Genomic DNA, 26,947 nt, shown 5'->3' on the forward strand with positions numbered 1-26,947 from the left:
GCGAATGAGCTTGCGACACCTGTGCCATTTGATCGCGGTTGCGGCAGCCCTGGGCGGATGTACAAATACTGCTGCGATTCATTCCGGGCCGGCTGAACAAGCGATCGGGGTGGAGCAGAAGACCAGTGTGTTGCTGCTCCAGAACCTCCGTCGCACCGAGAGGTATGATCTGCGGAATTTCATTGCGAATGCCAGCCGCGGTCGGCGGGATGCACTCCAGCTCGACGTCGCTGGCTCGCCCCGGCTAATGGCGCAGGTGGCCCATGAGGCGCGCGCGATGGGCGTTGCGCCCTGCAATATCCGCCTGTCCGCCTCCCCTATCGATCTGTCCGCCCATTTCGGGGTACGGATCGAGGTGATTACGAAGCACATCCTGCCATCTGTTCCCCCCTCTCGATCGTTGGGCCTTCTGTAGACGACAATTCGTCCAGTTCGACTTGGCTGCTCGGTCCGGAATAACCTCGCAGTCATGATCAATGATCCTGGCGACTTGCTGGGCAATGGGGCCGTCATGCCGATCGTGCGGTGCTTCCTCTTACCGCACGCGGCGCCCCGGCGGCGGGCAATAAGAGCAATTTGGAAGATGGGACCCATGACAGGATTCCGCCAGAAACCCAATAAGCGGCTCGTTAGACCCGAGCAGCATGAACGTTTGTTGTGTTCCGGTCCACGCCGGTCTCGCGATAAGCAGACGAGCCCCCAAGACTCAGTCTTCACGCTGCCTCTTCCGGTCGCCCGGCCTGCAGATCAGGTGCTGCGACAATTGGGCTTTGACCAAAGGCCCGAATGCATCGCTCTGGCGCGCGAAGCTAGGCCAGCCCCGCAGCAAAGACTGCCTTTGCAACCCTCTCAAAACAGTTCATTGGAACGGCCTTTCCCGGCGCGCCTTTTCGGATCAACTGACGCACCAAGACATGGTCCTCGATAATGCTCAGACGCAGGGCCTGCGCTTCGTCCAGTAACCGTAAAGCCGTTTCGTCCTCGCCGAGGCACACCAATACCGGGACGCCGGTCTCACCACGAACGTAACGCAGCCCAATCAACGTCGCGCGTCCCGTCAGAATCAATGTGGCCCGATGGTCGCCGAGCGGAGACTCGTTCGCCGACTCCCGACCGAGCCTGCGGTGTTCACCCTTGATGTGCGGATTACCGTCCTGCTCCTTGGACCCGCGCTTGGCTTCGCTCTGCGTCATGCGCATATCGCGCAAGAACAACCAGCGCTGGATGAGCAGATCGGCCGAGCCGCTAATCAGAAAAGCCTGGACGACCCGGATGATCTCGGCGTCGGGATAATGGATGTCGACGAGATCACGCATGCATTGGGCGTAATCTCGTGCCGCTCGCCGCTCGGTGACCTTGACCTTGCGCCAGGGACGATGCACGTCGAGGAGAAAGAAGAGGCGCGGCGCTTCTCGGCGTCTGCAAGATCCCTGGACGCTCGCTCCACCGCTTCAACTGCGATTCGGTGCCGCGCTTCCATATTGGACAACTCACGAAGCGCGCTTCGCTCCCTCATGTCTTTCACCAGCCGCAATTTCGACGCTTCGGCGGGATTCAGGCCGTCAGACGCGACATCCATGTGACGGTCTCATCAAAGCCGCACTGCTCGCCCTCCCCCTGGCGCAAGAACTTCCGCAGCCGGCCGCGCTTAAATGCCTCTCTGACGTTCGTATTTGATCGCGCACCGATCATCCTGTAGAACGCAGGAATTGTGCAGCGCAGAGGATCTGGACGCCCGAAAAACGTAGCGATCCTCTGCAAATTCTCGTCATAAGCCCGGCGTAAGGTGATAGTGATTGACAACAGCCTTGCATCGAACCGGTCGCCACTTCCGCCGAGGAATGGGCGGCAATCTGCACGTTCTCAGACGCAACCAATCGGCATGAATACGGAGCCATGGACCGGCTGCACACTGAAGACCCGCATGGTTGATCGTTTCCAAGACCAGTGAACCAACATCTGTGATGACGTCGATTGATGATAGATTAAGTGAGATCAGATGGGTGCGGAACGAGATCTGGCGTTGTCGTAGATTGCTTAAAACGGAGCTGCCTCACGTAGAACGTAAGGTCGTTGAGAAGCGTCTACTTGAACAGCTTTCTGCCTTTGAACGGCTCTTGAGCTTCGCCTTTCCTTTGGCCTTGCGCTGTGAAGTGGATTCGACCAAAAGCACCACAATCGGACCGAGCGACTCTACTGAAGTGCCCATCTCGAACGCCGGAACGGCATAAACCCGGCTCCTCTCAGGGGTCGATGCGTGCCGAATCTCCGCCTTCGCGGCCGACAATCAAGGCCAAGCTAATCCCGCACAGAGCCGCTCTGAGTTGGAAGGCCACCCGGGGATGAGCTTCCCGACGTTCACGTTCATCAATTTTTGGCCAGCTATAGCCGATTTGGCCAGGTTGCCGGAAACTTTGAGCTGTCGACGATATCGCCATAGATTGACGGATCCATGGATTGATGAACCGTACGGATTGCCGAACGAAGTCCGGCCGTAACCACCTCAAGCGTGCACGCCGATATATTCTCCGGACCAGTTCCAGCGAACTGATGGCAACTCATCAAATTTCTCCGAATTGGCTGCACGGCCGTTGATGACCGCAAGCGGTGCATCCGCCAAATACGCACTTCAGATCGGATCACCATCTCGCGATGCGCGCACGCGCCCTCTCGATTCGCGCAATCGCGCTTATCATTCATGCAGCTCACGTGCCGCCGGTGACTCAATTGCGAGCCGGCAGGATGACGCTTGCAGCTCGATCAGCTCTAGAGAGAGACCTACCTGGCGAAAGCTCAGCGGCCCATTAGTTTGGGGCACGCGTCGCTTATGTTTCAAAACTTCCGTTCGGGCGGTTCACTCTCGCTGGAGGACGATCGGACATTTGTTGACGCGTCGTTTCGGTCCTCCCTTTCTCTGCGCCGCGGCTGGCATTACGCGGCGACATTCGATACCTAAGCTTTTGAAGTTGTCCTTGAGACAAAATATGGCAGCGTCCACGTCGCTACGTCCTGTAAAGTTGTCACAGAGGCGCATCACGTCTGGCCTGCACGACGTCAAGACCTCCTCTGCGCGCCGCTCTCGCGCCCGAGCGTATCCCGTGCAGCACGTGGCAGCGATCGCAATTGCCGCGAAGACAGCTGCATGGCGATGCGAATTGTAAGTCCAACCCATTCGTCGTTTTCGATTCACCGAACCCCTCTTAAGTCGCATAGGCTTCACTATTCTTCTTCCCCGTGGCCCTCATCTGTTTGCCGGAAACTAGACAAACGCCGCGGCAGCGAGATGCGGGCCCGCCGTTCATTGCGGCACTCACCCAATCGTCGTGCCCGGCCCCGCGCAACGCACCTACTGCGAGCACCAAGACACGACAGAGATCGGCCACACTAGCAGCGCGCACTTTGCGCTTGTGACATTCGCGACGTTAGCTACCAATATGATGCTTCTGCAAAGGTCTCCGATTCTGCTTCGCAATGCCTACAACCTGACGCTACGGTCGATTCAAGCACTTTGGGTGTCGCGCAAGTGTGAATACGCTCTGAGACGAGCACATCTGCATCTCGACGTGAGCCAGCAGGGCACACCCTCGACAACTGCACGCCTCACCGGCCGCGGCGCGCGCGAAACGTCATCCAATGTTGGTTATCCCCCGCCCAGTGTGGGGGTAAAGGGCGTCGCAATGTGCACAGCGATTCCGTCGAATCGACCACCGACAAGTTGCGTCAACGCAACTACTTTGTTCGGCGTCCGGCCATGTCATAAACCGGCAGACTAACTAAATGCAGCTTTCGGTGCTAAGCGTCAAGGCGTGAGGTGATGGGCCAGAATACCTGATCTGGACGGTAATTGTCGCGTCTGTGACGGACGCTTGATTCCGCAGGTCAGTCCGTGGTCCTCACGGTAGCAACACTCCGCGCTGTGAATGCCGAGGAATACGGCGCAGGCACTCAGGCCCGCCGTCACGAACTCAAGATGCACGGCCTCTACGCGCAGCTCTCAGTCGGACAAGAAAATTGCGGACTTCTGAGCTCCTGCCCCTACCGGTAGGCTTTCGCGACAGTCGCTTGGGCTTGCGGCCAGGCCCTGAGAGGTTGCCAGCCGCGACTGCTACCTCAGGCGCGATGAGCTCCTCAACGGGTCGTTCGGTTGTGAACCGCCTTTCGCTTTCAAATGCTGAACAAGGCGTGCGTTTCGGGACGCGATCGTGCGAAGTGTCACGGCCTCGACCCGAATGACCTTCGCCTCATTTGTTCTTCGGCAACTCGATCGCTAAGGCGTTCCAGTTAGGCGGTCTCTGACCGAGTAGTTGCGAACAAAGAAGTCCAGCAGCTTGAGCTCGGCATAACCGCCGGAGTGTTCCGTGATCGGCGCCGGTGTTGATGAAATCAGGAGATCGTTCAGGAGTTCGCGCGTGGCGCCTCATCCCTCGGTGTTGCGGGGGCGATCGCGCGAGTCTGCGGACAGGGCTCGGCCGTGATCCACATGAAGTGACGGCAGCTCGCGTCTTTGAACTGTCCATCCGAGGGATCACTAACTTTCTGGTGAAGTGGTCAAAAGCCCTCGGTGCCAATGAGCCAACCTTCTCCTACGCGCAGATCGGAAGGTGCGGACAAATTGGATGGTGCCAGCTTATGTTCTACTCTAACGGGATCGTCAAAACACCATCAACGCAAGAGGCAATGGTATCATCCTTAGCCCCCATCTCGTCCCTCCTGCATGTCGGGTTGATGACGCGAACGTCCGAAACTTAACAATACGATGTGGTCAGCCGCGCGCTGGGCCCGACTCTATGCGAGTTTCCCATGACCAAGCCGGCCGCGCACGGTATTCCTTGAATCGGCACGGGGATTGCTGGATGAGGAGCAAGGAGTTGCCGGAAGAAAGCGGTCGCGGCGGACATCCTCGGGGTCCCAATGAGGCTTATCCAATTGACTCTAATCGATCTGGCTTTGACGCTGCTTGCGCCTGAAATTACAGAAGCCATGGATGTGGGCTCCCGCGCGAACTTCGCATTGGCTACCAAAGCTGTGGCGCTGTTCAAGCGGGTTGTCCACCCCCAGGCGGTATTGAGCTCTGGTGATAGGCGACACTTCTACAGCCGAACAACACAAGCCGTACAGTTCGTGCCAGCGGACAGCCACGGTAAGGCCAAGCTGGCTGAGAGTTCCGCGATTTGCCTGTTTCACCGGCAAGCGCGCGCGGCAGCGTTCGATTGCCACGATCCTCGATGGCGCGGAGACGCTCAAGATGCCAGGTGTGCGGACACCATCGATCTGCAATCCGGCCGCCGCAAATTATGGCTTCCTCGGAGCGGAGACGCCGCGCTGGAGCAAAAGAGGCTGTCTTGTCGCCGGCATGGCGATCATCGCCTTTGCGCCATCCTTCTCGGCACCATGGAAGGATACAGCACAGGCGCGGGCACGTGAGAGAAGCAAAACCGGGCTATATTGAAGTTGCCTTCAACGGCTCTCGCGCCAACGTCCCGCTGGATGCACAATTCAGCGTACCCGCCAACGGGGTTACGGCAATTTTCGGCGCGCCAGGGTGCGGCAACGCCACACTCGCGCGCTGCATCGCGGGCGTACAGCGTCTACCAAGCGGATTTTGTGCGATCGATGGCGAGATTTGGCAGGATGAGACCACGTTCCGGCCGCCTCATCTGCGTCCCGTGGCATATGTATTCCAACGACCAATTCTTTTTTCTCATTTGTCTGTCAAGCGCGCCCTTCTGTACAACGCGTCGAAATCGAAGCCGACACTCATCGATTTTGATGGCGTGGTCGAATTGCTCGGCTTGGGGCCACTGCTTGATTGCTCGCCGTCACGTCTTTCTGGCGCAGAGCGACAGCGGCTTGCCTTGGGCAACGCGCTGCTAGCGCAACCTCGGCTACTTTTGCTGGACGACCCGCTCACTATGCTCGATCGCTCCGCCAAGTGCGAGATCCTGCCGTTTCTGGAGTGCATGCGGGAAAAGCTCCCACTGCCGATGATCTATATCAGCCATGACATGGCTGATATCGAGCGCTTTGCCGATCGTCTCGTCATGATGAAAGATGGCATTGTGACTGCGGTCGGGCCGCTCAACGTCGTTCAGAGCGATCCCGTGCTTGCGGCGTGCGGCGACGCAGCGGTCTGCCTTGATACCGTGGTCGGCGGCTATGACGGGCGCTATGGGCTGATCATCCTCCGCCTCAAAGGTGCGCGCCTTTTGATACCTGGAGCGCCGCTTAGACCGGGCGCGCAGCTGCGGCTGCGCATCGCAGCCGGCGACGTCAGCATCGCGTACGAACCCCCGCGCGCAAGCTCCTTCCTCAATGTCTTTCCGGCACGCATCAAAGCCTCTCTGCCGTTCGACGAGGCTGAGGTCACTTTGGTTCTGGCTGTCGAAACTGCCCGCTCGGGCGTCACGTGCCGCTTCTGGCGCGCATCGCGCGCCGCTCCTTTGATGCGCTAGGGCTCAGCAATGGAATGAACGTATTCGCGGAGGTTGCGCGCGCCGCGCCGGTTGCGGTCCCCGAGCGGTTGCTCATAACGCCTTCCACATCAGCAGGAAACGTTCGATAGGTAAGCGCCGGCACGAGAAACGAGCGGCATTAGGACTACGGCCATGATCGACAATCTTGATGAAATCGCTCCGAATTTCGTGGGGGCAATTCTCTACCGGCCGAAGGACGACGTCGATCGGCTGCTGGCCGATCTCGCGTGGCGAGGCGTACGCGTCGGCGGACTCGTCCGGCGACACGAGAGGGGTGCGGCGGCACGCACGTTATGCTCGCAGTCGACGTTGCGACCGGGCAAGAGATCTCGATTGCCCAGCCACTCGGCAGCGGCGCTATGTCCCGTAAGCTCGATACAAATGTAGGTGCCGAGGCCGTCGCTGTCGTTTGACCGGCGCTTCGCGACAAAGTCGATCTCCTCGTGATCAGCAAATTCGCCAAATAGCAAGTGGCTGGCCGCGACTTGCGTATCGAATTCGTTGACGCGATCACCCGCGGTGCACCACTTCTGACAGCCGTTCAAAGAAGATGTCTGGACTGAGGATGTTGCCACGCTGCTGCTTGCGATCGTCAACTCGGGGAGCAATGGTGGCGCGGCTCGCCGCATACACGCAGTGTGTTGGACAGGCGATTCAATCGAACCATGGATCAAATGCCCGCAGCCAGGCCACCGGGTGGCGTAGTTAGGACAATCGGATATTGAGAACGGATGGCATATGGCTTGCTTCACCAGTGAGGTCACGATCTCCGGAAACAAACCTTGTGAGGGCAGTATGCTTGGAATTGGAAGTCAGTTGCCGCCGTTCGAGATCACAGGCGTGAAGCCCGGCTTTCAGGCTCAGGAAGAAGACGGGCAGAGCGCATTCGAGAAGTTGACCGAAGCGAGCTTTCCAGAAAAATGGAAGATCATCTTCTTCTATCCCAAGGACTTTACCTTCGTCTGCCCGACCGAGATCGCTGAGTTCGCCCGGCTTTCGAAGGAATTCGTCGACCGTGATGCGGTGGTACTGGGTGGCTCGACTGACAACGAGTTCTGCAAGCTCGCTTGGCGCCGCTCACACGCCGATCTGCACAATCTGCCAATCTGGCAGTTTGCCGACACCAAGGGAACGCTGGTCGATGGCCTTGGTGTACGTTCACCCGAGGGTGTCGCCTATCGCTACACCTTTATCGTTGATCCGGACAACACAATCCAGCACGTCTATGCGACCAATCTCAATGTCGGGCGCAGCCCCAAGGACACGCTGCGCGTTCTGGACGCGCTGCAAACCGACGAGCTCTGTCCCTGCAACCGCGAAATTGACGGTGAAACCCTGAAGGTTGCTTGAGCCAGCATGTCCTCGATCGAACAGTTGACCGATAAGATTCCCGATTTCGCCAAGCACGCCAGGCTCAACCTGACGTCCTTGGTGGCCGATGAGACGCTCTCGCCGCAGCGACGGACCGCGGACGTCAGTTCCGAAGCGATCCAGACCGCCGTGCGATTTTCCGCGATCGTGCAGTCAGTGGCTGTCGCAATCGAGGCCGATGGGCCTATCTCCTCGCAGGCGACAGGCTGAGTCCTCCTCTGCCATCGATCGACAGCGTTGTGGCGCCACTCAGCCGCGCCACGATCGTCCTTCGTGTTGGTCCCGGGAGACAGTGATACCCGCAAGCTGTCGCTTGCGGAGCATCCCCTTGAAAGTTGGCGTCTCGCTCGAATTTTGACTTTGCTCCGAAGCGAGGCGGAATGCGCCACAAACAGGTGAGATCCTGTCGCTTAATGGCGATCACACCGGGTCCCTTCGTTGCTTTCTCAGCCAAACTTGAACAGCACTCCATATCCGCCGCGCGGGTGGCTCCATTGGATATCGCCGGTGGGCTCGGCGATCACGCGGCAGGTGCCGCACTCGATGCAGCCGTCGACGGTTTATCTCAACCTGGCCATTGTCGTTGAGTTCGTAGCATCGCGCCGGGCAGGCTTTCAAAAGTGCAAGTAGCTGCGGCGATGGCGTCGTGTGCGCGCGGACCTTGACGTGGGGGCGACCGACGTCAACAAGATAGCGGTTGTAGTACAGTTTGTCTTCCACGCGCACTGAGGGTTCGACATTCATGTTTTGGCCTTCCATTGCAGGACTTCACACTCTTGCCGATCAGCGCCAGGCCCGGGCAAAACGACATGCATCGCCGAACAGACCTGTCCATGACCGCGCCTTGACAAAGGCTTTCAGGGTCGCCTTCTCCTTCTCAGCCTTCGGCGTACCATCGACGCGCACAAAGTTATGCATCGCTTTGGAGATGAGTTGTGGATAGGTGAGAAAGAAGTTTCGCGAGTTGGTATGCATCAGGGGCGGCAAATCCTTGTACTTCTTGAGATCCTTCATGACGAAGGAATCGTCCAGCATCTTCTTGTAGAGCGCCAGATTTGCCGCGGTCATCGGCTCGCCGCGCGATTTCACCAGGCCGATCGCTTCGGCCGCGATGCGGCCTGAGGTCATCGCGAGATTGGAGCCCTCGCGATGAATTGCATTGTTGAGCTGCGCCGCATCGCCTACCATCACCCAGCCCTCTCCATAGAGCTGCGGGATCGACTTGTAACCGCCTTCAGGAATGAGATGCGCCGAATATTCCTTGACTTCGGAGCCTGCTATCAGCGGCGCCACAGAGGGATGCTTCTTGAATTGCTCAAGCAAGCCATAGGGCGTCCGGGCGGTACGCTGGAAATCGGCGACGAGACAGCCGATGCCGAGCGAAATGCACTCTTTGTTGGCATAGATGAAACCCATTCCGGTCATGCCGTGGGAAATGGTACCAGCCGCCTCGATCACGACGCCTTCATCGCCCTTGAGATTGAAACGCGCCTCGATCGTCTCGCGAGCCAAAAAGTGCATCTCCTTCACCGCGAGCGCAACGTTATCGGGTGTCGGCCGCGGGCGCAGGCCCGCGCGCGTCCCAAGCAAGCCATTGACACCTTCAGCTAGCACGACGACGTCAGCGTGTATTTCGCCGTCGCGGCGGTCCGTTCGAACACCGACGATCCTTTCACGGTCGTCTCGTGCGAGCTCGGTGACGGTCGTCTCGCACAGCACGGTCGCACCGGCCTCCCGCACCTTCGACGAGAACCATTTGTCAAACTGCGCACGTATGATCGTGTAGCGGTTCGGCCGCTCCTCATTAAAGTCGTCCGAGCGGTAGTGCATGCCAACATGGGAGCGGTCGTCCATCATCCAGAACCGCTGTTCGATCAGATGGCGTTCGAGCGGCGCCTCCTCGCGAAACTCAGGGATCAGCTTTTCCATCATGTCGGCATAGAGGATTGCGCCCTGCACATTCTTCGATCCGGGATATTCGCCCCGCTCGAGCTGCAGCACCTTCATGCCTTGTCTGGCCATGGTCAGCGCCGCCGCGTTGCCGGCCATACCGGCCCCGACCACGATCGCATCGAACCTCTCTTCAATCATCGTCATCTCCTCTAGACCGCGATCCGGGCGCGCGAATTCGGCAAAAGCCGGGCACGAAATGCCGCCGTCAGCGCCGGTAGCAATTGCACGGCGTCACTGACGATTGCGATATGGGCGAAGTCGAAGATCGGAGCGTGCTTGTCGGTATTAATGGCGACGATCAGATCCGCTCCCTCCACGCCGACCCGATGCTGGATCGCGCCGGAAATGCCGGCAGCAATATACAGCTTTGGCCTGATGGTCTTGCCGGTCTGGCCGATCTGCCGGTCAGACGTCACCCACCCTTTTTGCACCAGAGGACGCGAGCAGCCATATTCAGCGCCGAGCAGAATTGCGAGCTCCCGCACCAGCCGAAAATTCTCAGGCGATCCCAGTCCCAGGCCGCCCGCAACCACGACATCGGCGTAGGCGAGATTGGACGTTTCGGAATCGCGGTCGGGGATGAACGACAGCACTTTCGTGACAATATCGTCTTCGACGAGGCCGAGTGGATGGATGATGATGCGAGCGGCATCGCGTACGACGCGCTCAGGCATCGGCATGACCCGCGGGCGGACGGTTGCCATCTGCGGACGATAATTCAAGGTATAGATCGTGCAGAGCAGCGACCCGCCAAAGGTCGGACGCGTCGCCGCGAGGGAACCATCGGCATCGACATCGAGCGCGGTGCAGTCGGCAGTAAGCCCCGTCGACAAGGTCGTGGCCACGGAACCTGCGAGATCGCGACCCAGCGTCGTCGCACCCAGCAGCAGGATCTCGGGCTTGTAGGTGTCGACGAGTTCGGTCAGCGCTTTGGTATAGGATTCGTTGCGGTAATCCGACAAGACATTGTCGCTCACGAGATAGGCCAGATCGGCGCCATAGCAGAAGGATTCAAGCGCGGCGTTACGTGTGAGCTGCCCCTCCGGACCAATAACGACCGCGGCGAGATTCACCTTCAACCTGTCGGCGAGCCTGCGCCCCGCACCCATGAGCTCCCAGGAAACCGGATGGACCTGCCCGCGCTCTAGCTCGACGAATACCCAGACATGCTTGTAGGTCTTAAAGTGCTCCGGCAGTTCTTTTTTGGCTGCCGCGCGGCCGGCCGCTGCCGGCGTCGGCGTTTTGGTGACATTGCTCATGCTCTAGATTTCCCTCAAAAACACGCGCGCCCGCGCCACAGGTTTGCTCTCTAGCTTCGGATAACTGAAGATCACTTTTGATCAGCAAGTGGCCGGCCGGCTACTCGTCTGCTCCATCTGCTCGGTGCAGCTTGACCGCACAACGAGACGCGTCGTCGCGGCAGACTCGCCGGGCGGGCCACAATTGGAGAGGTCCTCGACACTGGTCTCTTGCGTGCTCCATTCGACGAGCGCCACCAGCGGCGGCCAGGCCGCTGCGAGGGCTGTGACCGGTCGTTTCCATGCATGAGTTGATGTGTCCGCTTGCCGCGCGAGACCCGCGCCTCGCTATCGGCCCAGCGCTCCCACATTGAGTCTGATCGCAAAAGCGATCCTGGCATCGCACCTGTTACGCAATCCGTGCCCGGGCTCCAGCGCCCACAACTCGCACTGGCCGCCGTTTGCATCTCATCCTGACGCATGTTGCTATCCGCCTTGCGATGGATGCAGCTCTGCGCACTGTTGCGGACCTGCTCAATGCGGACGGCTATGTCCATACTCTCTCCACATGTAGCGTCGAAGGGCGACTTAGCCATTGACCACCATCTCACGGTCGACGCTGGCTTCGATCGCATCAAAGGCCATTTCGAACGGACCCGGCGCGCATGAGCCATGAGACGTATCGCTCGGCAGGCAGTAGAAGCAACGTCATAGGGTCTTCCTTCAATCTCATCGCGGACGACAATCGTCTGTCGGCGTCGATGACCGGACAGACACGACAACAGCAAGTGTTGTACCAGTTGCAAAAACCATGGAAAGTCAGTCGAACGCAATGATTTTGGAGAGACTTAAAATGGCCGCTGACACCGCTGACACGACCAGTCCAGACATGGGTCGGGAATACGACAGCGCCGCTCGGATCATGACTGCAGAAAGTTGTTCTGAATGAAGGCGAAGGCTTCGCAAGCGGGCCGCTACGGCGCCGCTTGGGGCAAACCTCACTGGCAGTGGACGCGAGATCACTTCAGCGCGTTCAAGGGGACAAAAGCCGGAGGCTTGTGAGTGTCTGCGACGGCATCCTTCAAAACCTTGAACACTCTCTGGTCGATCGGTGTCGATGCCACGAAATCGGCATAGGCCTGCTCCAGCATCGCTTTGCACCGCGCTCTGATTTCCGGCTCTGCGGCACCAGCGAATTGCTCCTTGGCAAAATTTTGTCCCATGCGCCTTAGGATGTGAAGGCGCGCGACATTGACGATCCTTGGGTTGTAATCGACGCCAAGCAGCGAAAAAAACTCCTCCGCCGACGAAGCCTTGCTGAGCCGATCCAGGATACCGGCTGCCGGGGGTGAATTGATCATCGAGAATCTCCTTTGGATTAGCTCGTGGACGTTCAATGAGACGCGATAGAGCCGATTGCTCCTGCTGCAGTGCTAGCTCGCACGGCTCATGCGGGCGCCAACACCTGCCCCTGAAAAGCCGACGCCCTCAACTTCGCTACCCAGATCAGCAGGCGGTGACGACGTCCGTCTCGATGGAGGTGCAGCATCAATGGCCAGACCGCGATCAATGTTGACGTTCGTCAGGGCGGTGGCCGGACCGGAAAGCAGCCGCACGGGGAGCCGCACGCTTGGCAGTCCGGGGACAGCTCGCGATTGGATAGCAGGTCACAGCATGTATGCCGAAATGGCCAGCAAGCTCTGGAGCTGAGATCGCGCCAGGGGATCTGGCATGCGTAAGCAAGACGTCGTTCCCGCCGATCAGCGACAACGGATAACGTCCTTGCGGCGCGTTGGTTTTCGAATGGTCGGCGCAAACGAAGGTGAACACGGCTCTTCACGCGGGGTGGGTTGCCAGGCATCCGCACGCGTCGTGCCAGATCGCCGCCACCGTTTCGCGCCCGACCGGCAGCTTGTGCTCGATGGCATGTTTGCGGACTTGCGACAGGATCTGTCTGGCCTGATCGGCGCCGGTGACGAGTTGTAGTTCATCGAGTAACTCGGTGATCGCCGCAAGTCCGGAATGCTTGCCGATCACAAAGCTGTTGCAGCGGCCAACCAAAGCAGGATCAAGCGACTGATAGGTGCGTTGATCCTTTAAGAGGCTATCGACATGAATGCCGGATTCATGCGTAAATACATGCTCTCCGACGATGGCCCTGTTCAGAGGAATCGCACGTGCGGCCGCGGCTGCCACCACCGCGGCAACGTTCTCGAACTCCGGCAGTACGATGCCGGTCTCGCGCCCGTAGAGCTGCTTGAGTGCGACCGCGATTTCCTCGAGCGGCGCATTTCCGGCCCGCTCACCCAGCCCGATGACGGTCACCGAGGCGTGGGTCGCGCCAGCCTTGATGGCGGAGAGCGTATTGGCAGTCGCCAGTCCGAGATCGTCGTGGCCGTGAAATTCGAGTTCGAGATCGGTGGTCGCACGCAAACTCCCGACCAGCGCGTAGGTTGTGTCTGGATCGAGCACACCGAGCGTATCTGCAACACGAAAGCGACGCGCGCCTGTGGCTTTTGCGGTTGCCATCAGTCTGACGAGAAAATCGATGTCGGCGCGGGAAGCGTCCTCACCGCCGACGGCGACCTCAAATCCCCGCTCACGGGCATAGCCTACCACTCGCTTCACCTGTTCCACCGCCCGGTCGCGATCACCGCCAAGCTTGGCCGCGATCTGCACATCGGAAGTCGGGATCGACATATTGATCATGGACACCTTTGCTTCGATCGCCGCGTCGACGTCCGCTTGCCGCATCCGGCACCAGCCTGTGGTGGTCGGCGGAAGATCTGCTTCGACCATGGCGCGGATGGCTGCGATCTCCTCGTTGCCCATCGCTGGCGTTCCCGCCTCGATCTCCGTGACCCCGGTCCGCGCCAGCGCCTGCGCGATCGCCAGCTTTTCCTCTGTGGTGAACGCAACGCCAGGGGCTTGCTCGCCGTCGCGCAACGTCGTGTCGTTGAGCACGGTGGGCTCGGCGCGCGCCTGATCGGACCAAGACGGTTTGGCGGCGGTGGTGGCGGCAATCACGCAAGGGCTCCTCATTGTTTGACCCGCATATGCTTCAGCAACCGGCATGCCAGCCAGCCGCGCCCGACAACCCATTGACGAGGCTACGCCTCCTTCCTCAACCACTTCGGCAAAAGGATTGTCGCAAATGCGACAGGCTCGTGAAGCGGACGCCTTGCCTTCTCTCGCCAGTGCGAGCTCGAACGTTAACGCGATTGCGGCGCGCCGGGATGCGAGAATTGTCGCGGAGCACTTGACCCTGCGCCGCTTTGCACACCTCACTCGCTCGCATCGAAACGGCGTTAGCTGCGCCCTCCGCCTCCCGCCAAATCGGGCGAGGCCTTCTCGGATGACGGGACGATCGAGGAGGGACCCTTGTGGCAACTCAGATGGGCCAGTCGCCGGCAACGACCGGGCGAGCCGGCTGCCGCAGAAAATCACGCCGGCGCTCGGCCATCCGGCTCTCACCGCTTTCTTCACCGAAGCAGAGGCTGAAGTCGTTACATTGTGTGCACACGGGTGTCGTGCACATTGCGAGGCCTTCATCCTCGCAAAGCATGCGGTAGAAGAAGCGCTTCCAGCGCATATTGTTGATATTGCGCGCGGCGAGCGGCGCGAAATGGCGGCTTAGCAGCCGAGAGAGTTCGCCCCGATTGCGCAATCCGAGAGCTTCCCATAGATGGTCTGGCTCAATGGCGCGGCGCGCGATCATCGCAGCCAGCCAGCGGCCGATATCCCCTTCAGTCGAGCGTTGCTTGAGCAAGAGATCGCGTACCATTGCGATCTCGTCGTTCTCATCGCACTTAAAGGTCAGCAGCTGCGCCGCGAGCTTGATCTCAAGCGACGGAAAGTACCGGTGCAGCAAGGCCGCAAGTTCAAGGCCGGACAAGCCGGCCTTCTCGGGAAGCGGGCCACCGTCCATTGTGGCAGCCGCCAGAATAGACGCCAGGACATGGCGATCGAGATTGCTGTCAATGGCAATGTCGGCATCTGCGGGAGACGCACCGGTGAGCAGGCGGTAGGTCGCAATTCCCCTGTGTACCTGGCTGTTCGCACCTACGCCACAAGCAACCATGAACGGAATGAAGTGCGCTTCGGACATGGTTTTGTCGATTTCCATAACGGTCAGGTCTACCTCGCCGCATTTGGTTCCGGTCAGGGGTCGATCGTCAGAATGCCGGCCTCCCCGGATGGGGGGTGGAGGGAGGCCGGCATCCGTCGCGCGCCTTCACAAGGCCGCGACTCGCGACCTTTACGAGGCCGCGAGTTCCGCGGCGGTCTTGCCGACGATGGATTCGTCGACGGGCTTCATAATGCCATGCTCCATCAGCATGTCCTCGAGCTCGTCCATGGAGATCGGGGTCGGAACGATGCCCTTGCCGCCATTGTTGTGAACCTTGGTCGCGAGGTTACGATAGTGATCGGCCTGCTTCGACTCGGGCGCATACTCCAGCACCGTCATGCGGCGTAACTCGGCATGCTGCACCAAGTTGTCGCGCGGGACGAAGTAGATCAGCTGAGTGCCAAGCTTCTTGGCCAGCGCCTCCGCCAGTTCCAGCTCCTTGTCGGTCTGTCGCTCGTTGCAGATCAGGCCGCCCAGCCGCACGCCGCCAGAGTTGGCGTATTTTAGGATGCCTTTGGAGATGTTGTTTGCGGCATACATCGCCATCATTTCACCGGACATCACGATATAGATCTCCTGCGCCTTGTTCTCGCGGATCGGCATCGCAAAGCCACCGCAAACGACGTCGCCGAGCACGTCGTAGGAGACATAGTCAATGTTCTCATAGGCGCCGTTCTCCTCCAGGAAATTGATCGAGGTGATGACGCCGCGGCCGGCGCAGCCGACGCCCGGCTCCGGACCACCGGACACTCCACGCAGCGGATGTCCCTGTAGCCGACCTTCATCACGTCCTCGAGTTCGAGGTCCTCCACGCTGCCAGCGCTCGCTGCAAGACTCAAAATCGTGTCCTGCGCCTTGGCGTGCAGGATCAGGCGGGTCGAATCCGCTTTCGGATCGCACCCCACAATCAGGATTTTCTGGCCCATCTCGGCCAGCGCCGCCAGCGTGTTCTGCGACGTGGTCGACTTGCCGATGCCGCCCTTCCCGTAGAATGCGATTTGTCTCAGTGAAGACATGTTGCTCTCCATCAACCGATTTGCCAAAAGTTGCGCGCTTTTTACGCGCGAGCTTGTTTCTCTCTCAGAAGCGGGCACACGGGTTCAAGGGAAGGAGCGCATCGCTCGTCGTACGCGTCGGCGTGCACTCAGCCCTCACTCAGTGTTGCTGCCCCATACTAGCAACCGCCGTGCCAACGCTTGTCCGCGCCCCTTAAGCTTCTGATTACGTTTTATAAAACGCCAACGAGCCGGTGAGTGATCTTGGCTGTTTTGGATCTGACAGCATCTACGCGGCTGTCAGAAAACGAACAAGGCCACAACCGTCAACCCGATAAAGCCGACTTGGCATGACCTGTTCCGACACCTTCATGTGTGGGACGGGACTTGCTACGGTTCCCGCAAGCCGGTTGGCGGCGATTTGAGGAGGGTCAAGATGCATGGCGGGCTCGCAACCTAGCGGACCAGCGACGGGTGTTACGCACACGGTGCGCTTAGTCCGCCGACGTTGGAGATGATCGGCAGGAAAGTCGAATGGGCTTCCGGACGCGGCGGCACCGCACCGAGGACGTAACCGCCAAGGATATCTTGACGGAGCCGTGCAGTCCGGCGGAATTGCGCCGCTTTTTTTGCGAGCCCGTATCCTGGTTCAACCGAGCCGCGCCCCGTATCAAGTCAGTCGAAGTCAATCCCGACACTATGGACGCGGCAAGGGCACTCGCGTTAATGGCAGGCGATCCCCTCCTGCTACGACGACCTTCGATCAACATCGACAGGGCAGGATGCGCCGGATTCGATCCGCGCTGTCGCTGCTTGGCCGGAAAACGCAAGCTGATCTCGAGAGATGTTCGCACGACGCAAAGGGCACGCTCTATCCGCAGAGGTGAGGAAACGACGGATCGCACCATGCCGGCAAAGGAAGAACGACGTTTGAGGCTTCTTTCACGGGTAGCCGACGGGACCTTCGCTGAGAAGGCCAGCGTGATGGCTCCGTACAACGGCATTGCCCATATTGCGCTCGGTGCGAATGCAGGCTTTCCCGCCCTTGCAGTGTGTGAAAGGCGTCCGCAGTTGCCGCCTTCATCGCGCATGCCCCCTGCGGACCCGATTGGATTGGATCAGAGCATCAAGCGGTGAAACAGTTTCTTGAAGAGATTCGGCTCAGGCGGACTCTTGAATTGAATAACGATCAGTCACAGAGACCACGACACTTCGCGGCCGTGATCCTTATGCAACTTGGCGGCATAATTGCGCTACGGCCGCTCCCATTTTGATCGGCGTCAAATCCTTCGCCATCCGCCATGTGTGACAGAGATCTCGCGCGACTCTTCGCGCGGACTTTGGAATGGAGAATTCGATGAGAACAAGAACAATTCTGACGACGGCATCGCTCCTCGCGCTCGCGACCTCGTTGGCCAGCATCTCGGTACAGGCTGCGGATCTGGGTCCGTCACCAGTCTACTACAAAGCGCCTCCGATCGAACCCTTCAATCCATGGATGATCCGCCTGCGCGCGCTCGGTGTTTTGCCGGACACCGCAGGCAGCTCGGTCAACGTCGCGGGGGCGCCGCCGCTGTCCTCGCCAAGTTCTGGACTGTCGATCAGCGCTCAAGCCATACCGGAGCTTGACATTACCTATTTCTTCACAAAGAACATTGCCGCCGAACTTATTCTCGGCGTGACCAGTCATCACATCAGCGGCACTGGCGCGCTTAGCGGGCTCGATATCGGCAAAGCCTGGCTGTTGCCGCCAACGCTAACCCTGCAATATCACTTCACCGATTTCGGCCCGCTCAAACCGTATATCGGCGCAGGCATCAACTACACCGCATTCTTCAACCAATCGGCCGCCAATACGTCCTTCGCCGGGCTTGCGGTGACGGATTTGCACATCAGCAACCAGTTCGGCGCGGCGGTCCAGTTCGGCTTCGATTACATGCTTGACCGCCACTGGGGCCTTAACTTCGACGTGAAGAAGCTGTGGCTGCGGCCGAACTATTCCGCGACCGTCAACAATGGGATTGCCGTCACCGGGCGCGCCAATATCGACCCATGGCTCGTCAGCGGCGGCGTCACTTACAAGTTCTAACGAACAGCATTCAGAGAATGGCATCGGTTTGATCAACTCGGACGCGCCGAGTCATCGAGCGCGTCCACCAACCGCACCGCAGTCCGACGGCGAGCGAGATGACGCGTCAAAGAAAACGTCGTCTCGCCGGGCATCGGGAGCCACTCGCAGCATTGCTTTCGCTGTGAGCTACGGGTGGGACGGCATGAACTGACGAACCACAAACGGTTCGAGCCAACAGCGATCGATCAGATCATGCTCTTGTTTCGCAGCGCGCTGCAAAAGCGCCACTTGCTTGTGAGAGCCGAAATCCAGCCGGTACGCCGCTCTGTGAAGACGACCGCCTCACAAAGGACTTGACGCTCAGGGCTCACCGACCCCGATCAAGAGCAGCACTCTGATCGGGGATCCTCGCACCGAACATCGCGATGAAATCCCGAGCCATAACGACAAGCTCAGTGGCCCGCTGTTGCGCGCGTCCTGGAGCGTGAGGGCGCCCGGTCATCCTCGGACGATTCGACATATCGAGATGCCAGCTCATGGACGGATAAGCCATCTCTCTGTTTGATAGGCCGCGCAAGCGACGCTAAGCGACGCCTTTAGCTTCTCTTTAGCACCATCACGAGGCGGTTGACACGTTTGCCCTGCTTGAGATGGGAGTTTACGATTTCATCAACGTCCTCAGGCGTTGTCGCGCGATACCAGACTCCGTCTGGATAAACGACCAACAAGGGACCGGCGCTACAAAAGCCGAGACAGCCCGCCATCGTGAAGCCGACATCGTTGAGGCCTTGCACTTCGATTGCCTTGCCCATCCGCTCCCACAGGGCTTGCGCGCCAGAGGCGCCGCAGCTGCCGTGCGGATGAGTCGGTGGACGTTGCGTGTGGCAGGCAAAGACATGATGCCTATAAAGTTGAGGAAGCTCGAATTCCGTTTCTGCGTTCATGCGCCTGTCCTGTGATCATCTGAAAAGAAGCAAGTCCGATCGCGTCGCCCCCCATCTATTGCAGTTGAAGGCGGCATTGAGCATTAATGCTGCTGATTCCCACTCGTGCTTGCTTAAGCAGGCGAAATGAGCGGGCGCCATGGTGATTGTCATCGCTAAAGATCAGCGACAGGTATCTCTGCGTCTGGAGCAGCCTTCTTGATCAGTTTCAACGTCTTCTGCATCGCGATCTTTTTACTCCGCATCGTTTTCTCGACCACCCCACTTCTCCAAAGCAAGTTCCACACCAGAAGCGTAACGCTCGTTTCTGCAACGGTCCCTTGCTCTGCTCCGCCGCAGCTGACAACCGTTGCCGAGGTTGCGACAATGTCGTTTTCTTCTGTTTTGGACACGACAAGCGTCGCATCGCGCGCTTCAGCCTTCCGCAGTTTGTACGCAGAATAGGCGGGAGTCTCGGTTATCCGTTTAGCTCTTGCGCTATCATTTCGTGAAATGAGCAGAGATCTTCATGATCCCCCGTACGGCCTATCGAGGAGCTTTCATTTTGGAAGATCGGCCCGGTAAATAGAGCGGTATGCTCCCCCCTGGCGTGATCAGCTGGCTGCATCGTCCGGCGTGAGCCCGCCGCATCTTCTTTGCCTAAAAGCTGGACGCCGCGTTTTGCCATCGTTTGCCTCAACAGGTTAGCGCCTGGCGCGAGCCCAAAGACACGGGTGATCGCCGAGCCGCGTTTAAGGCTACAAGTTAAGCCGGCCGCAATCCTGATTGGCAGCAACGGCAAACCGACAACACAGCGGTCCGGGCGCCACCGCTTTGCACGATACACGTGAAGACACGCTTGCCGCATCTAATGCGGAATAAGAGCACGTGCTCGTTCATGCATTCGACCCAAACCGGCGCCGTCGGCTGACCATGGTCGCGCCACTCGCTAAGGGCGTCGCATGGACGAAGGTCTGGCATTGCAATTGCAGCGCAGGCAATAACGCCGGTTGCGGCGGACGGCCAAGAACTTCTAATACAGGATCGTCATTCCTCCTGCCCAAACGGTCCTGTCAGTCTGGGTCTCCCCATTCTCCCAGCCCAGACGGTGCCCTCGGCGGACTTCTAGCCACCGAGGGCATTTCCTTCTCGAACGTATTGTACCCGCCGGCAGCAAGGACCGCGTCCTGCCAGCCGGATCCATTGGGGAGCTAGCGCCAGGGCACCTTCTTGATGCGGCGGAGATCGCCGGGGCATGACCGCAATTCAGCGGGCTGCTCGTTTGCTCTCACAAGTTCAAAAGCGATGACACGCGTCTGTTCCGACGCTCACGCGTACGACGGCTTTAGCCGGTGACAAAGCGCCCAAGGCAACTTGCGCGACAGCCAAGTAACGGCAAGGTGATACGCGTGTTAATCCGGCTGGATCGCGATATCCATGGTTTCGTCGCTGTCCTCGAACGGGTCGGAAAACCGATCGTCCTCCATCAGCTTGACGCCGCACAGGCAGACGTCACCTTCGATCACCGCGAGCGCTACCGGCTCAAGCGCTTGTCCATCGCAGGGGCCATCGATGCACACCCCAGTGTCGATCTCAAAGCTTGCACCGTGGCGGCCGCATCTGAGAAAGGAGCGGTCCGCCGAGAAAAACTCGCCGGAGCCGATGTTGAGCCAGACGCTGTCATGCGGACAACGGTTGACGTAACCAAAATAGTCATTTCCGAAAGTGCGCACCACAATAATTGGAAATGGCCGGCTCTCGCCGCTATCATCGATCCGCGACAGGCTAAAGCCCCTGACGCCACTCCGCTCGATGGCATCGGCCGGACAGACCACAAACACCTCGATTTGATCGCTCATCAGGTTGCCGATCGTCTTCGCTCATCGCGACCTCGTCGTGTCCTGTTTTAACGCTTCGACCGCAATCCTGTTCAACCGAAAAACGCCACGGCCACGAGCGAGCGGCTGATAGGCCGAGCCGGAACGGGCGTTGAGAACATCAAACCATTGGTTCGGCGTGAGCTTCCCCGGGCGCTCACTGATTTGGACCACCCTCCCGTTCGGAGCGAAGCGAACGTGAATGATGACTTGTTGCGAGTTCATAGCAATCCCCTATTTGGCTAACTCCAGAGACCCGAGCCGAGACCGAGGATCTCGATTGTGATGTGCCCGGTTTCCTGCACCTTGGCCCGTGAACCTGGAGCCGCGGCTTGGAGACGTCGTCTTCTGTGTCGAACAGGTCTTCTTCACGCTCGCAGTTGGAGCATTTCTCCTGCGGTCTTCCCCGACGAATACATGACTGGAGCGTCATCCGGCCTTCTCCTCGCATTTACGTGGCTGGTGATCCGCGCGCTAAGCACGTCCGTCGCAAGCGATGTCGCCTCGGCCCCCTTGCTCATCTCTCGCTATGACAACTACGATCATCGCCATTCAATCCTCAGTCTTCCATGTCGCGGATGACGACGATCTCAGTAGATCGCTGCACCTGCGCCCACGTTGATCGACGCATCTTTCATGGTCTCGACGATAAACTCGATCTGGTTGTTCGTGAGATGGGTGTGAAACGGCAGCGCCAGAGCGCGATCGGCTATCTTTTCCGTAACCAGGAAGTCGCCGCGCCGATAGCCGAGGTCGAAATAATGGCGCTGTAAGTGCAGCGGGTAGCTGTAGGCGGCGGATTCAACCTCTGCGGCGTTCAGATCATCGACAATGGCATCGCGGGCGGATCGCGTGAAGCGTGTCCCCAGATGAACGAGATAGAGCAGCCAGTTCACCTCCGTCACATGGGGTCCAACATAAGAAGGTTTGATGCCCTCAAATGATTGCATATGCGCGTTGTAGAGCTGCTCGACCAGCCGACGCCGCTCCAGGATTTCATCGAGACGTTTGAGCTGCGCCAACCCCAAGGCAGCCGTGAGATCGCTCATGCCGGCCTGGTAGGGTGCTGTGCCACCGACGACAACGGAGAAGCGCTCGTCCAGGCGGTGGGCGCGATGGCGACGCAAGCCAACCGCAATGTCGATATCATCCGTCACCACCATTGCGCCTTCGCCACAGCTTAGGGCCAGTGGCTGGGCAAAGTCGAACACCGCCAGGTCGCCAAACCGGCCGACGAGCTCACCCTTGTAGCTCGATCCGATTGCCTCGGTGGAATCCTCCAAAAGCAGCAGCTGATGGCGCTGCGCGATCGCGCGCAGTTGCGACCATGGCGCGGGATGACCGTTAGGGTTGCCGGCGACGATCGCCCGCGTGTTGGCCGTGATGCGCTCTTCCGCCTTCGCTGGGACCAATGTTCCCGACCAATAGTCGATATCGGCAAATACCGCCCGTGCGCCTGCGAGACTAATGGCATACGCGGTCTCGCGAAAGGAGTAGGGCGAGGCGATGACCTCCTGCCCCGGCCCGATGCCGAGCGTCTTCAGCGCAAGCAGGAGCCCGATGGTACCACTCGAGACCGCAACGGCATATCTGCGCCCAAGATAGGCCGCGAAAGCGTGCTCGAACGCCTCAGTGATCCGCCCTTTGGAGATTTGGGGCGAACACAATAGCGTTTCCACGGCAGAGAGCTCGGCGAAGGTGATATCGGGATCGGACAGTGGAATGAAGGACGTCTTTTCCTCCACAGTGTGCGCGCCATCAAGCCTATGCTCTGCGAGTTTGGTGCCGCTCACCGCCCAACATTCCTTTTGGCCAACACGATGCCGGTCGCCCGCGCCGGATCGGCCGTAATCTGCACGCAGTGATCCGATCCATCGAGCAGATGAAGGTCGAAAGAGGAAAACTGCCGGAACGGCTGGTCCGCTACATCCGACGCATCACAGCGCGCGAAAGCAAGCTGCGGAAAGCGGCGCCGCAGCTCAACAAACTGACCCATCTCGGCATCATCGGCCGCAAGCAGCCGCTCGATTTCGATCAATTCCTCCGCGGTGAGCGCCATCGTGGCTCCTCTATGACTCGTCAAAGGTGGTTCATCATTGCCAGAACAGACGCTCCGGATCTGCATTCAATTCGTCGATTGCTGAAGTCAAGCGGTTGTAAAGGCTGTAAAATTCCCAGATTCCTCGCGTGTGGTTCTTGCGAAACATCTTCCAGATACCGCTCACGGCATCATAAAGAATCAGCGCGACATCAATTAGACCGCCATCCTCGTCGATATTGCGCGAGCAACAGGGACTCTCGACGTGGTAGCCGCCCCTCACCGGCGTCACGTTCGGCACGACATAGAGATAGCGCTTGCGCGAGCTCAAGCCGCGCTCGATCCGCTTGCGATCGAGCTCGTTGGGGTGAGCCACCAGCCCGGTCTTTACCTTCCTCATCAGTGCGGCATTCATTGCCAAAGCCACCCTTCAAAGCACTGTAATTTCTTCTTCGAGACAGCCGATGAGCAGTTGCTCACCAAAATCGACAGTGTAGATCGGTACGTTCGCTTCGGTATGGATAGCAACCCTGATGACCTCGCCGGTCGCTCCGGCGGCGAGCAAGACTCCCTCGGGCTCCGTATTGGGAAAAGAGCCGTCATTGATGAGGTCGACAGCGGTTTTGACCCGCTGGCCCCGTCGATATTTCGGAAAGCCGGGCTCCGTCATGACACGGCCTCGTCCGGCAACGGCAGATCATCGATCTCCTCGCAGGCGTCCACCGAGTCAAGTTCCTTACGCTTCATGCCGACGCGGTAGCCGCTTTCCAGAAACTCGACGCCGTAGATGTAAAATTGCTGCAGGAATGTGCCGATCGAGATGACGTAACCTACCTCACCCTTCTTGACCAAAATGTCGCCAATCTCCTTGCCCCGATAGGTCCCGTCATTGCGGATGGCGCGATTAGCTCGCACCTTTTCGTTGAAGCTAAAGACAGGCGGCCCGCTCAGCTCGACGACGTTGCTGTCGCGCACAATGCTGCTCATGTACCGCTCCCTCGTGGACGCGCAGGGACGCTGCCCGGCCCCGCGCATGCGCGGTGCTGCATCACTTTGTACTCGACGAACTCAGACGATTCACCAGCCGCAATGCAGCTCGGCACCCCCTGCCGGTCAGGACAGCGCTCTAGGGCAGCTCGCGCCTCCGCCAACGGCCGATGTGCGACCTCGAGCCGCACGGAGGTGTCCAGGTCGCTCGCTATGGCTAGGAGCCACGCATTGGGAACATCGCCTGTCATGATGCGGCGAAACTCGCTATCCTCGTCACTGATCGGCTGAATGCGCAGCTGCGACGCGACGTGGCGCGCGACCGCGCGACTAACTTCATAATCCTTGTTGGCCAACATCGGCGTCACTTCCTCGCACCAAACGGAGTTTGTAGAAGTAGAAGCGGTAGATCCCAATCAGGACCGCGGCATGGTCCGGCGCCAGCGCACGCGCTTCGAGCAGATGTTGTTCCGCAACGTCGTCCAAATGATAGGACAGCCCGGCATGCGGCAGATGATCCTCAGCTTCGCGCGGGAGATCGTCACCGGACAGCGTGGACGCGATCAGCGCTCTCTGGCTGCCGGATGGCGGCTTCAATGCTACATCCAGGTTCATCGGCGACTTTGCTCTTGAGTGAGCTTGGCGATGTTCCGGCGCGGCACGACTGATCCCGCGAAAAATGCGCTGATCTGCGCGGCATGGTTAGTCACATCGACGATAACAGCGCCGCCTGGAAGGCGCCTCTCGGTACACAGAAGCGCCTTTGGACCTCCGCACGGAATGAAAAGCCCGCCACGGCTGTGCTGCCCGCGACCAACAGCACTATCGCAGGGCAATCCAGAGCAGTCGGCGTCCGTGAGGCAGGACCGAACGTCGACGTCTACGCCGCCGCCAACGCGCAGCACGAAGCTTGCGACGTCTTCGGCTCTTGGCATGCTGTTCATGTGGCTCGCCCGTTAGGCTGGCGCCTGGTAGCGCGGCAAGGACGTGTCAAGGACGCGGGTATTGTCGACCGGCCAGGGGGCGACACATTGCGGCTCGTCGAAATAGCCAATACATTCTGTGCATTTCGCCGGTTCAATGAAGAAGCTCTCCCCTTCTCCGAGATGGCAACGTTCGGTCGCAGGCTGAGCAGCTCGTGCACTGCGAGGCGATGATCTTGAATGGCACATACCCCCCTTACGCCGCAGAGATCAGAGCTCCTTGCCGGATCGCGGCGTCGCCGCGCTTGGCGTGCTGGATCTCACCGCTTTTCACCTTGTCGAGATAGGACCTGAACCAGGCGATCGCCGACTTCTCGATGAATTCATGCGCGTATTGATCGACCGGTTCGATCCCGGCCTTAATCAGACTGCTTTTCGGGGAGGCGCCGATCTTGGCCACGAAAACCGCATGGCAGTCATGGATGCCACGGATGATGGTCGAAAGCCTGTCCTCCTCGCCATAACCGCCCTGGCAGTAAACGTCTACGCGACGATGGCCGACGAATTTGGCGCCGGATGTAGAAAGTTCGTACACCTTGAACTCTTTTGCATGCCCAAAGTGCTCGTTGATAAGCCCCGAGCCCTTGGTTGCGACCGCCACAAGAAGCGTGATCGTGCTCATCTCGCCGGCGAACTTCGTAAGCTCCTCTTCGCCGGCCGCGACTTTGGCGGCACGCTCATCCTCTACCCTGTCTTGATACGCCTTGCGCATCTCGAGGTCATATCTGACATCCATTTTCATGACCTGGTCGGTGGTGAACTCTGCGCTGCGATCCTCTCCGAGCAGACCCACAGCATCGGCGCGGCACTGGCGGCAATGCCGCATCATGTTTATCTGCCCTTCGCAAGCATCCTGCAGCGCCTTCAATTCCTGCGCCGTCGGTCCCCGCTGACCCTTGAGGCCAAATACTGTGCCGTACTCGGGCGCGGAGATCAGCGGCATGATATTATGAAGGAAGGCACCGCGCGACTTCACCGCCTTGTTGACCTCGACCAGGTGATGGTCGTTGACGTGCGGGATCATCACCGAGTTCACCTTGCACAGGATACCCCGTTGGCTAAGCATCTCGAGGCCTTGCAGCTGGCGATCGGTGAGAATCCTGGCCGCGTCGACGCCGGTGTAGCGCTTGTGGTTGAAGAAGATCCACGGATAGATCTTGGCTCCGATTTCGGGATCGATCATGTTGATGGTGATGGTGACGTGGTCGATTCTGGACTTGGCGATGATGTCAATATGGTCCGGCAGCGTCAGTCCGTTGGTTGACAGACACAGCTTGATGTCGGGAGCCGCCTTGGCGACCAGTTCGAACGTCTTGAACGTCTTTTCTGGATTGGCCAGGGGATCGCCAGGACCAGCGATGCCGAGCACGGTCATCCGCGGAATGGCGGTCGCGACCGCGAGCACCTTTCTCACCGCCTGCTCAGGGGTGATCTTCTCGCTCACCACGCCCGGACGTGATTCATTGGCGCAGTCGTATTTGCGGTTGCAGTAGTTGCACTGGATGTTGCAGGCTGGCGCTACCGCGACATGCATGCGGGCGTAATGATGATGCGCTTCTTCGCTGTAGCAGGGATGGTTCTTCACCTTTTGCCAGATTTCGATCGGCAGATCGCCTTGGCCTGCCCGCGAGCCGCAGCTTGCCTGGTCGGTCTTTGCCGAGATGCGGCAGCCCTTATGCTCGACGGCAGGCTGCATCATCTTGCCGTGATCCACCGCAGCTTTGGCATATTTTCCGCGCCCGACGACCGCGTTCATGTTCATTTCTCCCTGCAGGCACCATCGACTTCCCAGGACCAACCCTGAGCAAGCTTCAAGAAGAGGAGTAGCAACTCACATGCCACGGCGGAGACGATGAAGTTGCAGCTATACGTCAAAGAGTTAGCAGGCACTGATCGACCCTGACGCATG

Annotated in this window: 22 protein-coding genes and 5 pseudogenes; 7 read left to right on the plus strand and 20 right to left on the minus strand. The window is 59.2% G+C overall.

Annotated elements, in window-relative coordinates:
- Positions 1–4: 4 nt before the first annotated feature.
- Positions 5–415 (plus strand): hypothetical protein, encoded by a 411-nt coding sequence (locus ACVWW1_RS21215; protein ID WP_429028919.1) that lies wholly within the window; start codon positions 5–7, stop codon positions 413–415.
- 394 nt (positions 416–809) lie between these two features.
- On the opposite strand, the gene ACVWW1_RS21220 is transcribed toward ACVWW1_RS21215, so the two are convergent.
- Positions 810–1,316, minus strand: a complete 507-nt coding sequence (locus ACVWW1_RS21220) for an EscU/YscU/HrcU family type III secretion system export apparatus switch protein (protein ID WP_456657338.1) — start codon at positions 1,314–1,316, stop codon at positions 810–812.
- 3,595 nt (positions 1,317–4,911) lie between these two features.
- Here ACVWW1_RS21220 and ACVWW1_RS21225 point away from each other — a divergent pair.
- The 4 genes and pseudogenes from ACVWW1_RS21225 to ACVWW1_RS21240 form a co-directional block, all read left to right on the plus strand.
- Positions 4,912–5,424, plus strand: a complete 513-nt coding sequence (locus ACVWW1_RS21225; protein WP_429032738.1) for a hypothetical protein — start codon at positions 4,912–4,914, stop codon at positions 5,422–5,424.
- Positions 5,421–6,452 carry a molybdenum ABC transporter ATP-binding protein gene (gene modC, locus ACVWW1_RS21230; RefSeq protein WP_456657339.1) on the plus strand — a complete coding sequence of 344 codons (1,032 nt, stop codon included), beginning with the start codon at positions 5,421–5,423 and terminating at the stop codon, positions 6,450–6,452. Before ACVWW1_RS21225 ends, modC begins: the two co-directional genes overlap by 4 nt.
- 816 nt (positions 6,453–7,268) lie before the next feature.
- Complete coding sequence (locus ACVWW1_RS21235; RefSeq protein ID WP_429032858.1) at positions 7,269–7,823, plus strand: peroxiredoxin; 555 nt, start codon at positions 7,269–7,271, stop codon at positions 7,821–7,823.
- A 6-nt stretch (positions 7,824–7,829) separates the two neighbouring features.
- A pseudogene (locus ACVWW1_RS21240) lies at positions 7,830–7,937 on the plus strand (alkyl hydroperoxide reductase); the annotation flags it as partial.
- Positions 7,938–8,290: 353 nt separating this feature from the next.
- Here ACVWW1_RS21240 and ACVWW1_RS21245 read toward each other — a convergent pair.
- The 7 genes and pseudogenes from ACVWW1_RS21245 to nifH all read right to left on the minus strand — a co-directional run bounded on the left by ACVWW1_RS21245 (position 8,291) and on the right by nifH (position 16,180).
- A pseudogene (locus ACVWW1_RS21245) lies at positions 8,291–8,588 on the minus strand (ferredoxin family protein).
- A gap of 39 nt (positions 8,589–8,627) precedes the next feature.
- The gene (locus ACVWW1_RS21250) at positions 8,628–9,935 is read right to left on the minus strand and encodes an FAD-dependent oxidoreductase (protein WP_429032745.1); all 1,308 of its coding nucleotides are present in this window, start codon (positions 9,933–9,935) and stop codon (positions 8,628–8,630) included.
- Between the two features lie 11 nt (positions 9,936–9,946).
- The gene (locus ACVWW1_RS21255) at positions 9,947–11,056 is read right to left on the minus strand and encodes an electron transfer flavoprotein subunit alpha/FixB family protein (protein WP_429032747.1); all 1,110 of its coding nucleotides are present in this window, start codon (positions 11,054–11,056) and stop codon (positions 9,947–9,949) included.
- A gap of 998 nt (positions 11,057–12,054) precedes the next feature.
- Positions 12,055–12,396: a nitrogenase stabilizing/protective protein NifW gene (nifW, locus tag ACVWW1_RS21260; RefSeq protein WP_429032749.1), complete on the minus strand. Its 342-nt coding sequence runs from the start codon at positions 12,394–12,396 to the stop codon at positions 12,055–12,057.
- A gap of 475 nt (positions 12,397–12,871) precedes the next feature.
- Positions 12,872–14,059 carry a homocitrate synthase gene (nifV, locus tag ACVWW1_RS21265; RefSeq protein WP_456660637.1) on the minus strand — a complete coding sequence of 396 codons (1,188 nt, stop codon included), beginning with the start codon at positions 14,057–14,059 and terminating at the stop codon, positions 12,872–12,874.
- 367 nt (positions 14,060–14,426) lie between these two features.
- A complete protein-coding gene (locus ACVWW1_RS21270) occupies positions 14,427–15,161 on the minus strand; it encodes a nitrogen fixation protein NifQ (RefSeq protein WP_456657340.1) in 735 nt (244 codons plus the stop codon).
- Positions 15,162–15,293: 132 nt separating this feature from the next.
- Positions 15,294–16,180 (minus strand): annotated as a pseudogene (nifH, locus tag ACVWW1_RS21275) (nitrogenase iron protein).
- 513 nt (positions 16,181–16,693) lie between these two features.
- Between nifH and ACVWW1_RS21280 the strand changes: the two are divergent.
- Both ACVWW1_RS21280 and ACVWW1_RS21285 read left to right on the plus strand, forming a co-directional pair.
- Positions 16,694–17,296, plus strand: coding sequence for a hypothetical protein (locus tag ACVWW1_RS21280; RefSeq protein ID WP_456657341.1), 603 nt, complete (start codon positions 16,694–16,696; stop codon positions 17,294–17,296).
- A 208-nt stretch (positions 17,297–17,504) separates the two neighbouring features.
- The gene (locus ACVWW1_RS21285) at positions 17,505–18,248 is read left to right on the plus strand and encodes an OmpW/AlkL family protein (RefSeq protein ID WP_456657342.1); all 744 of its coding nucleotides are present in this window, start codon (positions 17,505–17,507) and stop codon (positions 18,246–18,248) included.
- A 578-nt stretch (positions 18,249–18,826) separates the two neighbouring features.
- Here ACVWW1_RS21285 and ACVWW1_RS21290 read toward each other — a convergent pair.
- From ACVWW1_RS21290 to nifB, 12 genes and pseudogenes are all read right to left on the minus strand, one after another.
- On the minus strand, positions 18,827–19,174 hold the full coding sequence (locus ACVWW1_RS21290) for a (2Fe-2S) ferredoxin domain-containing protein (protein ID WP_429032758.1): 348 nt from the start codon (positions 19,172–19,174) through the stop codon (positions 18,827–18,829).
- A gap of 155 nt (positions 19,175–19,329) precedes the next feature.
- Entirely contained in the window at positions 19,330–19,566 is a 237-nt protein-coding gene (locus ACVWW1_RS21295) for a hypothetical protein (RefSeq protein ID WP_429032760.1), read from the minus strand.
- Between the two features lie 999 nt (positions 19,567–20,565).
- Positions 20,566–21,012, minus strand: a complete 447-nt coding sequence (locus ACVWW1_RS21300) for a Rieske (2Fe-2S) protein (RefSeq protein WP_456657343.1) — start codon at positions 21,010–21,012, stop codon at positions 20,566–20,568.
- Between the two features lie 608 nt (positions 21,013–21,620).
- On the minus strand, positions 21,621–22,775 hold the full coding sequence (locus tag ACVWW1_RS21305; protein WP_456660638.1) for a DegT/DnrJ/EryC1/StrS family aminotransferase: 1,155 nt from the start codon (positions 22,773–22,775) through the stop codon (positions 21,621–21,623).
- 44 nt (positions 22,776–22,819) lie between these two features.
- Complete coding sequence (locus ACVWW1_RS21310) at positions 22,820–23,089, minus strand: DUF6129 family protein (protein ID WP_456657344.1); 270 nt, start codon at positions 23,087–23,089, stop codon at positions 22,820–22,822.
- A 34-nt stretch (positions 23,090–23,123) separates the two neighbouring features.
- Positions 23,124–23,483, minus strand: coding sequence for a DUF3024 domain-containing protein (locus ACVWW1_RS21315; RefSeq protein WP_456657345.1), 360 nt, complete (start codon positions 23,481–23,483; stop codon positions 23,124–23,126).
- 15 nt (positions 23,484–23,498) lie between these two features.
- Entirely contained in the window at positions 23,499–23,738 is a 240-nt protein-coding gene (locus ACVWW1_RS21320; RefSeq protein WP_429032766.1) for a nitrogen fixation protein NifZ, read from the minus strand.
- The gene (locus ACVWW1_RS21325; protein ID WP_456657346.1) at positions 23,735–24,055 is read right to left on the minus strand and encodes a nitrogen fixation protein NifZ; all 321 of its coding nucleotides are present in this window, start codon (positions 24,053–24,055) and stop codon (positions 23,735–23,737) included. Before ACVWW1_RS21325 ends, ACVWW1_RS21320 begins: the two co-directional genes overlap by 4 nt.
- Positions 24,052–24,414, minus strand: coding sequence for a hypothetical protein (locus ACVWW1_RS21330; RefSeq protein WP_456657347.1), 363 nt, complete (start codon positions 24,412–24,414; stop codon positions 24,052–24,054). The genes ACVWW1_RS21325 and ACVWW1_RS21330 overlap by 4 nt, the downstream gene beginning before the upstream one ends.
- A 19-nt stretch (positions 24,415–24,433) precedes the next feature.
- Positions 24,434–24,670: pseudogene (locus ACVWW1_RS21335) on the minus strand (hypothetical protein); the annotation flags it as partial.
- A 341-nt stretch (positions 24,671–25,011) separates the two neighbouring features.
- Positions 25,012–25,225, minus strand: a pseudogene (locus ACVWW1_RS21340) (ferredoxin).
- 9 nt (positions 25,226–25,234) lie between these two features.
- Positions 25,235–26,794: a nitrogenase cofactor biosynthesis protein NifB gene (gene nifB, locus ACVWW1_RS21345; protein ID WP_456657348.1), complete on the minus strand. Its 1,560-nt coding sequence runs from the start codon at positions 26,792–26,794 to the stop codon at positions 25,235–25,237.
- Positions 26,795–26,947 lie beyond the last annotated feature (153 nt).

It is taken from the genome of Bradyrhizobium sp. JR3.5 (assembly GCF_054057015.1).